The 11,844-nt window shown below is 57.9% G+C and carries 10 protein-coding genes; 1 reads left to right on the forward strand and 9 read right to left on the reverse strand.

Features of this window, described 5'->3' with window-relative positions; translation table 11 throughout:
• Positions 1-19 precede the first annotated feature (19 nt).
• The 6 genes from pepN to CQ018_RS20365 all read right to left on the reverse strand — a co-directional run bounded on the left by pepN (position 20) and on the right by CQ018_RS20365 (position 7,312).
• Complete coding sequence (pepN, locus tag CQ018_RS18085; RefSeq protein WP_308729257.1) at positions 20-2,671, reverse strand: aminopeptidase N; 2,652 nt, start codon at positions 2,669-2,671, stop codon at positions 20-22.
• A gap of 135 nt (positions 2,672-2,806) precedes the next feature.
• Entirely contained in the window at positions 2,807-3,853 is a 1,047-nt protein-coding gene (locus CQ018_RS18090) for a putative sulfate exporter family transporter (protein WP_308729259.1), read from the reverse strand.
• On the reverse strand, positions 3,847-5,361 hold the full coding sequence (locus CQ018_RS18095) for an SDR family NAD(P)-dependent oxidoreductase (RefSeq protein ID WP_105551398.1): 1,515 nt from the start codon (positions 5,359-5,361) through the stop codon (positions 3,847-3,849). Before CQ018_RS18095 ends, CQ018_RS18090 begins: the two co-directional genes overlap by 7 nt.
• Positions 5,362-5,494: 133 nt before the next feature.
• Positions 5,495-5,779, reverse strand: a complete 285-nt coding sequence (locus tag CQ018_RS18100) for a hypothetical protein (RefSeq protein ID WP_105551399.1) — start codon at positions 5,777-5,779, stop codon at positions 5,495-5,497.
• 186 nt (positions 5,780-5,965) lie between these two features.
• Positions 5,966-6,502, reverse strand: coding sequence for a hypothetical protein (locus tag CQ018_RS18105; protein WP_105551400.1), 537 nt, complete (start codon positions 6,500-6,502; stop codon positions 5,966-5,968).
• A gap of 417 nt (positions 6,503-6,919) precedes the next feature.
• Complete coding sequence (locus CQ018_RS20365; protein ID WP_219844089.1) at positions 6,920-7,312, reverse strand: DUF6318 family protein; 393 nt, start codon at positions 7,310-7,312, stop codon at positions 6,920-6,922.
• Here CQ018_RS20365 and CQ018_RS20370 point away from each other — a divergent pair.
• Positions 7,299-7,670: a hypothetical protein gene (locus tag CQ018_RS20370; protein WP_146111953.1), complete on the forward strand. Its 372-nt coding sequence runs from the start codon at positions 7,299-7,301 to the stop codon at positions 7,668-7,670. The genes CQ018_RS20365 and CQ018_RS20370 overlap by 14 nt on opposite strands.
• A gap of 125 nt (positions 7,671-7,795) precedes the next feature.
• Here CQ018_RS20370 and CQ018_RS18120 read toward each other — a convergent pair whose 3' ends face one another.
• The 3 genes from CQ018_RS18120 to CQ018_RS18130 all read right to left on the reverse strand — a co-directional run bounded on the left by CQ018_RS18120 (position 7,796) and on the right by CQ018_RS18130 (position 11,773).
• On the reverse strand, positions 7,796-8,617 hold the full coding sequence (locus CQ018_RS18120; protein ID WP_105551403.1) for a PspA/IM30 family protein: 822 nt from the start codon (positions 8,615-8,617) through the stop codon (positions 7,796-7,798).
• 270 nt (positions 8,618-8,887) lie between these two features.
• Positions 8,888-9,529 carry an NADPH-dependent F420 reductase gene (locus tag CQ018_RS18125; RefSeq protein ID WP_105551419.1) on the reverse strand — a complete coding sequence of 214 codons (642 nt, stop codon included), beginning with the start codon at positions 9,527-9,529 and terminating at the stop codon, positions 8,888-8,890.
• 192 nt (positions 9,530-9,721) lie between these two features.
• Positions 9,722-11,773, reverse strand: coding sequence for an acyl-CoA dehydrogenase (locus tag CQ018_RS18130; RefSeq protein ID WP_105551404.1), 2,052 nt, complete (start codon positions 11,771-11,773; stop codon positions 9,722-9,724).
• Positions 11,774-11,844: the final 71 nt, after the last annotated feature.

An 11,844-nucleotide genomic window follows, 5' to 3' on the forward strand; every position in this document is an offset into this window, starting at 1 on the left:
TTTCTCTGGTGTGAGTTGGCTAGTTATCGGAGCTCAGGGCCTGAGCGGCGAGTGAACGACAAAGCGCATCTCGTTCCTCAAGCAGGATGCGGCGCAGCGCGCGCGGGGCATCGGGATGTTCGGTAAGCCAGCGATCCACAGTTTCAACCACCGGGTGGCTGGCTTCCGGACTCAGATCCTGGGCGACCGGGAACAAACCTCGGATCACCCGGGTGGCTAACCCAATGCTCAGCGTCGCCCAAATATCCTCCAGTGCCGGCCAGTAGGACACATATTGGACATCGAGCATGTCACGGGTGCCAAGCTGGAAGCCCGCGGCGGTGGCACTGATTGCCTCGTTAGATAGTGGCTTACCCGTTTGATCGGTGGCGGTAAGCACCGAGTTGAACGCTGCGGCTTTCACCTCGGTGTCCGGGCGTGCGGCAAGAGCCAGTAGGCGCCCGGCTGTAGCAACTGCCGAGGGGTTGGCGGAGGCATCGGCCTCAAGCGCGGCATACGAAGTGGCATCAAGGCGGCCCGAGGCTGCCTTGGCCTGCCACAGTGCCCAGCGTAGCTCCTCGTCGACTTCCAGCGAGTCCCAGCTCAGCGTGCCTTCGAGCAGTGAATCAACGACGTCGGCTGCAACATTTCCGCGGGCCAGCCTGGCAAGTGCGCGGGCCGTGGCGATCTGCATATCACTACCCGGCGCCGCCTGATCGAGCCATGCCACCATTGAATCGGCGAGCTTGCCGCGCTGTGCATCGCGCTGTGCCGGTGGCAGGAAGGACCCGATGGCGGTGGTTGCCTGCTCCAGCAGCAAGGAATAGACCGAGGCCTCGGTGACTGCATGCGCGTGGGTGCGTACCGCGGTAAGGAATGCGGCAGCCGGAAGTTTGGCGTCGCGAACCATGTTCCAGAGAGCCGCCCAGCAGGTGGCTCGGGCCAGCGGATCGGAAAGTGAGCTCAAGTGCTTAAGCAGGGTGGCTAGCGAGCGTTCGTCAAAGCAGACCATGGCGTAGGTTGCATCGCCATCGTTGGGCAAGATCAGATCCGGGCGCTGGGAACCTACAAGGAAGTCAAGCGATACGCCGTTGCCGGTGAGCTCCACCGCATGTGAGGCCGTGCGGCTGAGTTTGCCATCGACCAAGTCGAAGAGGCCGACATTTAACACGTGGGGGTGTTCGATGGGGGTGCCAGTGATCGGATCGGTGCCCGATTGGGTTAGCGAAGCTGCGGTAGTGAGACCGTCGGCTTCGGTGATCGACAGGCCCAGGACTGGAACACCAGCGCTTTGCAACCAGGCTTTGGCCCAGGCATCCATGTTGCGGCCCGAGACATCCTCGAGCACGGTAAGGAAATCGGCAAGCGAGGTGTTAGCGAATTCGTGTTTGCGGAAGTATTCACGCGATGCATCACGGAATGCTTCTTGACCCACATAGGCCGCAAGCTGTTTGAGCACCGAGGCACCCTTGGCGTAGGTGATGCCATCGAAGTTCTGCTTGGCCGCCTCAAGATCGGTAATGTCCGCAACGATCGGGTGCGTGGTGGGCAGCTGGTCGGCGACATAGGCCCAGCCCTTGCGGCGATTGGCGAAGGTAATCCAGGCCGTGGAGAAGCTGGTTCCCTCATCGACTGCCAAGGTGCCGATGTAGTCGGCGAAGGATTCCTTGAGCCACAGATCATCCCACCAGTTCATGGTGACCAAATCGCCAAACCACATGTGCACCATTTCATGCATGATGGTATTTGCGCGGGTTTCGTGCTGGCCCTCGGTGGCCCGGGAGGTGAAAACATAGTTTTCGGTGAAGGTCACCAAGCCGGGGTTTTCCATGGCGCCGAGGTTGTATTCGGGGACGAACGCCGAGTCATACTTGCCCCACGGGTAGGGGTATTCGAAGAGTTCGTGGAAGAAATCCAATCCCTGCTTGGTCAGATCCAAGATGTTCTGCGCATCAAAGTGCTTGGCAATTGAGGCACGGCAGCTTGCATTGAGCGGGATCACTAGTTCGGTACCGTCGGCCAGCGTGCGCGAGTAAGAATCGGTTGCCACGAAGTAGGGACCGGCAAGCACCGTGGTGATGTAGGTGGAAATCGGTAGTGTGGGAGCGAAGTGCGTGGTCATGGTGCCGTTGCCGTGATCTTCAAGGTGCGCTGGGGACTGGTTTGAGGCAACATGCCAGCCCTGGGGTGCGCGGACGATGAAGGTGAAGGGAGCTTTGAGGTCTGGCTGTTCAAAGTTTGCGTAGACGCGGCGGGCATCGGCAGGCTCAAATTGTGTGTAGCAATAGGTCTGCCCATCTGCCGGGTCAACGTAGCGGTGCAGGCCCTCACCGCTACGCGAATAGTGTGAGTGGCCATCGATAATAAGCGTGTTGGGGTTCTCTTCGCCCTGGAGTAGGCCCTCCACATAGATGCGTGAACCGATGACAGCACTGGCCGGATCGATGTCCGAGCCATTGAGCGTGATCGATTCGACCGACTCATGAATGTAGTCGAGGAAGGTTTCGCTGGTGCCACTGGCGGTGAAGACCAAGGTGGTGATGGACCGGTAACCGGTGACCGAAAGATCCTGCGCGGTAGAGATGTCAAGATTCACCTCATAGGAGTGCACCTTGAGAGTTTGGGCGCGCCATGCTGCTTCATCGCGGGAGAGATTTTCGTTTGGGCCGGTAATTTTTATCAAGTGATCCACCCCTCAATTGAAACATGAAACGAGCGTTTGACAATGTTTGGGCGTGAATACGACAAAAGCGAACATCTTCCCCCGGGCGGCGGAAGGAGCAAGGCGCCAAAGACTAGAGCTTAAATCTGGGATGACGCCGCGTGGCTAGGCCATCAGGACGACGAAGCCGATTCCGAGTGCGGCAACAACGGCCCAGGCACCCAACGCCGCGGCAGAAGAACGGCCGGCATTGGCAAAGAGATGGCGCAAGTCAATGGCAAAGCCCAGCCCCACGAGGGCCAAGCCGAGCAAAATTTCTTGCCCGATTTTAGCTCCCTGCAACACCGAGTCGGGCATCGCGCCCGATGAGCGCAACAGTACGCACACAATAAACCCAAAAACGAACAGCGGTACAAGCGGTGGGCGTTTGGTTTCCGGCGGGGTTACACCCTTGGCCAGCGCCGCGGCATGCGCGCGGCGGGTGGAAAGTGATCCAAGCACAGAGACTGGCGCCAACATCAGTACACGAACGAGCTTGACGACCACAGCCGCACCCAGTGCGGTGAGACCGGCGCCCTGTGCCGTTGCAACAACCTGACCCACATCGTGCACCGAGGCACCGACCCAGCGACCGAAATCAAGCTCATTGAGCCCCAGCCACGTGTTGGCCAACGGCAATACCGCAATGGCAAGAGTGCCACATAGCGTCACCAACGCCACCGGGATGGGTGCGTCCTTGGCGGTGCCGCGCGCCTGACTCATCGCACCAATGGCACTGGCACCACAAATAGCAAAGCCACTGGCCAGTAGCACCGGCTGATCCCCGGGCAACTTCAAAGCCTTGGCAATTCCATAGGTTCCGAAGAAGGATCCGGCGACCACCAGGGCAATGAGCCCGATGCCCTTCCAGCCGAGTCCCAAAATATCGGATACCGCTAGCTGGAAACCCAGTAGAACAATGCCAGCGCGCATGAGCTGCTTGCCGCTCCAACCCATTCCTGCACCGAGGCGCAGCTTGGTTCCCTGGCGCAGCATATTGCCGGCCATGGCACCAAAGACCACACAGAGGGTGAGCATGGGAACCATCGGCAATATCAGGTGCGCACCAAAGGCCAGCAACAGCAGGGCTGCCGCGCCCAAGAGACCGGCAGTGACCTTGCGGCTGAGCCCGGGAAGCACCAGATCTAGTGCGCGCTGAGCAATATTTACCAAGGGGAGGGCTCGTAGTCTTTCAGGAAGCAACCGTAGAGATCGATGCCGCGTTCGCCATCAACGATTGGTTGGTAGACGCGGGCCGCGCCGTCAATCAGATCCAATGGTGCATGCCAGCCCTCGGCCACCATGCGGACCTTTGAATCGTGCGGACGCTCGTCGGTGATCCATCCGGTGTCAACAGCTGACATCAAGATGCCATCGGTCTTGAGCATTTCCTCGGCACTGGTGCGCGTGAGCATGTTCAGCGATGCCTTGGCCATGTTGGTGTGCGGGTGACCGGCACCCTTGTAGCGGCGGGAGAACTGACCTTCCATGGCCGAGACGTTCACGATGTACTTGCGATGCGCGTCGGAGGCGGCAAGTGCCGGGCGCAGGCGGGAGGCCAGCAGGAATGGAGCTGTGACGTTGCATAGCTGCACCTCGAGCATCTCCAGTGCATCGACATCTCCCAGAATCTGCGTCCAGGAGTTCTCGGTGACGACGTCCGGGACCATGCCACCAGCATCGATCGCGGTGCCCGCGGCAATGCGCTCCAGCGTTGCCGAGCCGGCTGTCATGGCAAGATCCGCAACTGCTTGGGCATCGTAGGTGGTGGGTGTGGCAGGTACCAACACTGAGGAATCTTCCAAGCGGAAGGCATGCGCCAGGGCCTTGGGGTGTTCGGCCGGGGGATTTGCTTCGCCCCACAGCTCCGGGCCACCGGAGACGAATTCAAGTTCTGCGGGAAGTGGCTGGTTCTCGGATTCGATCAGGTGCAGGTAGGAGTTTGAGGTGCGTCGTACCGTCTGTGCGGCGTTGTTGATCAGGATATCCAGCGGACCTTCCGCGGCAATCCGGTCGGCAAGGGCGATGACCTGGGAAGGATCGCGCAGGTCGATGCCGACGATACGCAGGCGGTGGAGCCAATCGGACGAATCTTCAAGGGCGGCAAAGCGGCGTGCTGCATCGCGCGGGAAACGCGTGGTGATGGTGGTGTGAGCACCATCGCGTAGCAGGCGCAAGGCGATATGCATGCCGATCTTGGCTCGGCCACCGGTGAGCAACGCACGCTTGCCGGTTAAATCCGCACGAGCATCACGGCGTTCATGGCCCTCGGCGGCGCATTCCGGGCACAAGTAGTGGTGGAAGGCATCGACGGTTGTGTAACGCTTCTTGCAAATGTAGCAACCACGTGGCTTGATGTATTCGCCGGCGGTGTGGCCATCGGTTAGTGTGCTTAGGTCAAGGCCGAGTGTTTCATCATCGAGGCGCTGCGGGGAACCGGTTGCTGTGCGTTCAACAACCGCACGATCCGCGGCGTTGATTGCCGAGCGCTTCTCGTTCTTGCGGTGGCGTTTTGCGGACTTAAACATCTTGCCTGTGGCGCGGCGGACGGCAATATGCCGTTCGTCCTCGGAATCGAGCTGGTGCACCAGGCTCAGCACCTTGATTGCGGCTTCAAGCTCGGCAGCGGTAAAAAGTTCTTCGGTACCGGCCTGATCGGCCGCGGAATAATTCTCAGTCATGTCGAGATCAAGTCTACCGGCAGCAGATCTTTGGCAGGGCTCAGCAAAACTTACTGGACGATAGCCCAAGCAAAGAGTAGATGGCTGGAGCATTAAACTCGTTGATTCATTTTGCTCGGTGCGTATCTACCGCTCATACAAGCCAGGCTTTATGCCGTCGTCGTGCGCCGCGGCCCTTGCCAGATCCTATGATCAGCCCGCTGGCAAGAAGCACTGCACCAATTGCAAAGAGTGCCACATACATACGTAGTTGGTAAGGGCCACCGCCAAAATTGCTAAAGGGCTCGGGTCCGCCGATGATCCAGGCGTGGCGTTCGGTGTCACCGTGAATGAAAAGGTAGAGGGCGATGGGGCTGAGCATCAATAAAGTACCCCAACTAAATAGAACTCCTGCGGCGATGCCGCGAGCCTTGCTCATCGTATGATCTCCCTCGATCGCATTTCTCCTTATTCAATCACTGGAGAACGCACAGTCAAGACCCCAAATTGTTACTTGACTTGAGGCAGTTCGAGCTCGACTGAATCGACCGGGGGATCGGCCCGAAAATATAAGCTGCGCTGCGAAGGCCCTTCTAGTGTTCGATTGCTGCTTGCTGAAGGCTGACTATTCAAATATAGAAGCACAGCCCGGGCCGCTCGGTTTGGTTCCGCAATCATCAGCAACGAGTACCTTCTTGGTGCGCCAGACACTCATCGTGATCGGCGCACTCGGGACATTTGCCACACCCGGAATTGGTGTCCAAGGGCCGCCCTCGGTTGAGTATTCGCCGCGGTAGCGGGTACTGAGGCCAACGCCGTAGTCGCCAGTCTCCTTGTAGACATGGCTGGTTGAGGTTGCTTCATCGAAGCTATGGTCGGGAACTGCTGTACCCGGGAAATTAAGCGTTCTCAATGCGCCATCGCCGTAATTCCATGCGTAAGCGATAGGAATGGCTCGAACTCTTACATCCTGATCAAAGATCACGATGTTGAAATTTTGGGTCGCTGAATCCGCAAATAGATGTGCGTTACCGTTTCGAAGCGAGAAATTCTCAGGTTGACTGATGATTTTCGAGGCAAGAATTGGAAGTTCACTAAACCGTTCCGGAGTGACTTTTGCGATGTCTTGGGCCGCTCCCGGAACAGTCAGTGGGGGGTTCACTCGTACAGTAGCTTTGCCGTGATATTGATTGACCTTGGCGAGGGCCGTTTAGGGGTTGGATTAGTCGCATAAGTGGGTAGCTACCGTCAGGACATGGTGCATCTGTGTTTGCATCGCAGCCCATAAGGTTAACGAGTGCGGGTTCGCATTGGCGGAAATATGTGACGCTGTAACGAATTTTGGGACCGTTGCTAACAGTCTTTCCTTTGGCTGAGTCCTTGAAATATCCAGATGTAACTCGTTCTTGCGAACTGGCACAACCTGACTGTGCGCTGTTCGCAGATGCTTGCCCCATGAAGATAGAAGAGCCACAAGGTTCGGGTGTGCTTGAACGGGAAAAGGTTATGGGTGCAACGCCAAGAGAAGCTGAAACAAGTAGGACCATATTAGCTATGCGTACTAGCTGTCTAAACATCATCATTTTGAGGTCGCGCCAGCTTCAATAAACTCCAAATCGATGACTTTCCAGCCATCGGCATACTGCAAGTAAAGCGTACCGACCAGTGGAGTCTGGGTTTTTGGTACCGACGCTTGAACTTTCCCTGAAGCTAAATATGCAGTAATTTCTTCTCGATCGAGGAGAAAGCCACCAAAACCATCATTTTTGATGACTTTGCTCATTGTCATTGCCAGTTTAGTGACTCCGCCCGCCCGCCAAGCACCAACTGACTTGTTGTAGTCGACTGGATCAATGATCTGTTTGGCGCATAGGTAGCACGAACGTGACGTTACAGCTTTTATGGGACCCGTGTCGTTGGTGTTATCAGAGTATGTAACGAGGTCAAACCAATATTTCGTGAAGGCTACGATGCCGGCTTCGGATTATTCCTTGGCAACATCCGGCATTGGTGGCACTGGCCAGTTTTTTGCCGGCCCATTTGAACTTGCCGGAACCGGGGTCGGCGTCGGGCTTGGCTTGGGCTGCACGCTCGGTGTTGCGGACGATGGCTGCGTACTTTGTACGGAAGCTGTTGATTCTGCGGGGTCTGTCGAGGTAGTGCAACCGGTAACGCTTACCAAACAGGTGGTGATTGCAGCAACTGTGACGAGGTTTTTGATTCTGGCAAACATGATTGCCTTCGTTTCGGCCGGGAGTCGTTTGAACGACATATTAGACCCGTCGCTTGCCCGATGGGAGAGTTATCCCCAACCAAAAGCGAAGTCGTAAGCCCGGGAGCTATGAGTGCGCCGGGCAAAGAGAAAGCGGGACCGGATAAATCTCCGATCCCGCTCCAACTTTCAATTTTGGCTTTTAGCAGCGTGGCGTGGCCACGGCGCACGATTCAGGAGAAACTACGCTCCCGAGGAGTTCTTCTTCATTGCGGCAAGTCGTGCTTCGATCTCGGAAAGCTCGGGTGCCGCCTGAGCCGCGGCGGCTGCCGGAGCTTCTTCGAGAATGTTGTTGCTGGTCGCCTTCAATGCGGCTAGGCGTGCTTCGATTTCGGTATTCTCACCAAGATCTTCCAGAGCCGCGAACTGCGAATCAAGTGAAGAAGCAGCAAGCTCCGAGGCACCTAGCACCTTGGCCTCGTCGGCACGAATCTTAGATTCGAAGCGACCGATTTCGCTGGTCGGGTCGCTCAAGTCCAGCGCCTTGACGGCTTCCATCATCTGGCCCTGGGTCTTTGCATTGCGGGCACGAGCCACCAGTTCATCGCGCTTGGAAATCAATTCCTGACGCTTGGTCTTCATGGTGGTTAGACCGGTCTTGAGCTTTTCAACGATTTCGCGCTGTGAAGCAATCGAGGGGGCCAATCCGGCAGCGGTCTTTTCGCTGGCCATCTGGCGTTGAATGGCAACTGTAGCAAGCTGGTTGAACTTGTCTGCGTTTACAGCATCGCCAGCGGCGAGAAATTCTTCGGCCTTATTAGAGGCGGCAAGTGCCTTGTTGCCCCACGTGGCGGCCTCTTGTACAGCCTTCTTGTGGTCTTCTTCCTGCATGCGCAGGTTTCCGATGGTCTGGGCTACGGCGGCCTCGGCCTCGGCGATGTTGTCCGTGTAGTCACGTACCGACTGGTCCAACATCTTTTGTGGGTCCTCGATAGAATCCAACGCAGCGTTTGCGTTGGCCTTACCGATTTTGAAGATTCGGGAGAAAAGTGACTGCTTCGCCATGATGGGGGATGTGCTCTCTGTTCGTGTTCCGCAACCATTAACTCTATGCGATAGAAGCCACCCAAATAAACAACTGTTACCGGGTAGCCGGTGCGCTTCTGGTGAACAAAAGGCGTGGGCCGATTCGCCGTACATACTTTCACGAGGAGATTACTTCTTGGTTGTCTCACCCCGGCGCTTATTTTCGCCATTGTCATCAACGCTCGCGCACAGTGACAAAACCACCCGCTGGCGAGCCTAGACGCTGAGATTTTACCCGTAGCTGCGGAATTATCCGTGGGATGTGCTCAATTTTCGTAGTTCGGAGGCAACAAGCACCTCATTGAAGATCGGACCCGCTGGTTCCAGTATGCGCCCGGCGTCCAAATCGGTGAGGATTACCGGGTCGAAGCCCAGCGTGCGCACCAATTGTGCAACGACCTCGGTCGCCGGGGCATCATCCGAGGCGACGCCCAGGGCTCGCTGGGCGCTACGGTGGGATCCCTTCTTGGCATCCAGATCCCAATGGCTGATGTGGTTCAGCGCTTTGACCACACGGCACTGCGGAAAGCGCCGGGCGATGACGGCGCTACTGGAGAGACCTGCAGCAAGTCCCTCCTCGAACCAGTCCGGAAGGGGTTCTAATTCCCAGCGGTTGGTGGCATCCACCAGGATGATGCCGGCCAGAGTCTGCGGAACAATGTCGTCCAGCTCCTCCTGCGGCACCAGCAGCACGACCACCGCGACGTCCTTGGCGATATCCTCGGCGGCTACGGCCCGAGCTTTGGTGGCGTACTGCGCCAGGTGGTACTTCATCATGTTCGGCGTTCGGCTGGAGGCGATCTGTACCTCCAAGCCTTCCGCCGCGGCGACGCGGGCCAGTGCGGTGCCGGCTCGGCCGGCACCCAGAATTCCAATGCGCTCAATACCCATGACACCTATTCTCGGTCCCGGCGGTGCCGCCTGCCCAATCGTGCGATATCCGTTGAAGGCGAAAGCCATCGAACCATGCTTGTGGGCACATGGTTCGACGGCCGTTGGTGCTCCGGTGGCTAGCTGGCGAAAAGCGGCGAGCGAGACTTCCCGAGCTGCTGTCCACCCAGAACGATGAACAAGAGCGGCAGATTACTTCTTTGCTACCTTCTTGGCTGCCTTGGCGCGGGCGATAAGTACCTTTTCATCGACCGGTGCATCGGCGCTGGCGCGCAGCCGGCGGTAGTATTCGGCGGCCTCATCCTGGCGTTCGTTCTCGCCACCGTCGGCAATTGCTGCACGCAGGTGTTCGGGGCCATAACCAAAGGCATCGACAAGATCCTGTGCATGTGGGCGCAGCCGATCGAGCAGAATGTTCACATAGCCCGAAAGGGTACGTGCACGCTGCATGGAAAGGCGACCATTCATCAGGTACCAGCCCAAGTTCTCTTCGATCAGGGTCAGCGCAAAGACATCGCGCAGCCAGGTCAGCACCGTGCGGGTGCCTGTATCGGTGGTGACTTCAAGCGCACGAGTGAATGCTTCCCAGCGCAAGAGCTCACCGTGGGCCTTGGCTACCTCAATGAGTTGGTTCTGCTTGGCATTGAATGCGGCAGCAGACTTGGCACGATCCTTGGCCGAAACGCCGCGTAGCTCATCGGCAATCTCCCCAACCATTGAATTGACGCGGTCGGTCAGCAACGCGCGCTGATTGGCTTCATCCTTGAAGAAGTTAGCGCTCTTACGCTCCGAACCGGTATCGGCAACGGCCTGGACCACCGAACGAAGCCCGGATCGATTCAGCGCAACATTTTCCGCGTGCTTGACCACGTAGCGGGCCAAGACTCCGGCGTTGAGCTCGCGGAATTCCTGCCCGTAGTCGGTCAGCAGCCGCTTACCCACCAGCTGCAACAGGACATTGTTATCACCCTCGAAGGTCACGTAGATATCGAGGTCGGCACGTAACTGAGTAAATCGGTTGGTTGCCATGAACCCGGCACCACCACAGGCCTCGCGAGCCTCCTGCAGGGTATCCAGAGCGTCCCAGGTGCTCAGGGATTTGAGTGCCGCGGCGAAGGTTTCTAGGTCTTGACGGTCCTCGTCGGTATCGGTGGCACCGGAGAAGACTCCATCGAATTTGGCAAGGAGTTCCTCGTGGGCAAAAGACGCAGCATAGGTGCGTGCAATGCGTGGGATCAATCGGCGCTGGTGACGCTGGTAGTTCATGAGTGTTTCTTCGGCGGTGTCCGATGAAGCATTGAACTGACGGCGCTGGTTGGCGTAGGTCACAGCAATCTGCAGGGCAACCTTTGAGGCTGCCGTTGCCGCGCCATCGAGCGAGACGCGTCCCTGGACCAGGGTGCCGAGCATCGTGAAGAAACGGCGTCCGGGGGAGTGAATGGGTGAGGAGTAGGTGCCGTCCTCGGTGACGTTGCCATAGCGGTTGAGCAGGTTGGTGCGGGGGATACGGACGTTGGTGAAGTGCAGGCGGCCATTGTCGATGCCGTTGAGTCCGCCCTTCAGGCCATCGTCTTCTCCGCCGATGCCCGGCAGGAAGCCTTCGTCATTGCGGATATCCACGTAGAAGGCGTGTACTCCGTGGTTCACGCCCTGGGTAATGAGCTGGGCGAAGACCACTGCTGCCTTGCCATGTAGTCCCGCATTGCCCAGGAATTCCTTCCAGGCCGCCTTGAAGGGGGTGTTGATGACGAACTCTTGGGTTTGCTCATCATAGGTGGCGGTGGTGCCGATTGAGGCAACATCGGAGCCGTGACCAATTTCCGTCATGGCAAACGCGCCGGGGATTTCTAGGGACATGATGCCCGGAAGCCACTTGGTGTGGTGTTCCTCGGTGCCTAGGTGCAGTACCGCACAACCGAACAGTCCCCACTGGACTCCGGCTTTAATTTGCAGGGATGGGTCTGCGGTCACGAGTTCTTCAAAGCTGGCAATCGAACCGCCGTGGTTATCTTCGCCGCCCAAAGAAACAGGGAAGGCGCGGTGTACTGCCTTGGAATCAACAAGCACCTTGAGCTGGTTGAAAACGCGCTCACGATGATCGTCCATGGATAGGCCCGGGATACCTTGCACCTCGGGGGTGCCGGCAAGTGCGCGGGACTGCTTGCGCTCCTGCGCCCAACGGCCCAATAGTTGTTCGCCAAGCGCTGCCACATCGATGGTGGCGTCGGCGGTGTCGAGGGTCATGTGTTCCTGGGTCACTGGCGTATCTGCCTTTCGGTTGTGCCGCCATTCCCCTTGGCCGTGTGCTGTGGGGG

Source organism: Arthrobacter sp. MYb227, assembly GCF_002975435.1.
In the GTDB taxonomy this organism is placed as follows: domain Bacteria; phylum Actinomycetota; class Actinomycetes; order Actinomycetales; family Micrococcaceae; genus Paeniglutamicibacter.

What these genes read in the sequence shown, in the direction of transcription:
- CQ018_RS18100 (WP_105551399.1), bottom strand. Translation starts at nt 5,779, where the DNA reads ATGAGCAAGGCTCGCGGCATCGCCGCAGGAGTTCTATTTAGTTGGGGT.
- CQ018_RS18130 (WP_105551404.1), bottom strand. Translation starts at nt 11,773, where the DNA reads ATGACCCTCGACACCGCCGACGCCACCATCGATGTGGCAGCGCTTGGC.
- CQ018_RS18120 (WP_105551403.1), bottom strand. Translation starts at nt 8,617, where the DNA reads ATGGCGAAGCAGTCACTTTTCTCCCGAATCTTCAAAATCGGTAAGGCC.
- CQ018_RS18095 (WP_105551398.1), bottom strand. Translation starts at nt 5,361, where the DNA reads ATGACTGAGAATTATTCCGCGGCCGATCAGGCCGGTACCGAAGAACTT.
- CQ018_RS18125 (WP_105551419.1), bottom strand. Translation starts at nt 9,529, where the DNA reads ATGGGTATTGAGCGCATTGGAATTCTGGGTGCCGGCCGAGCCGGCACC.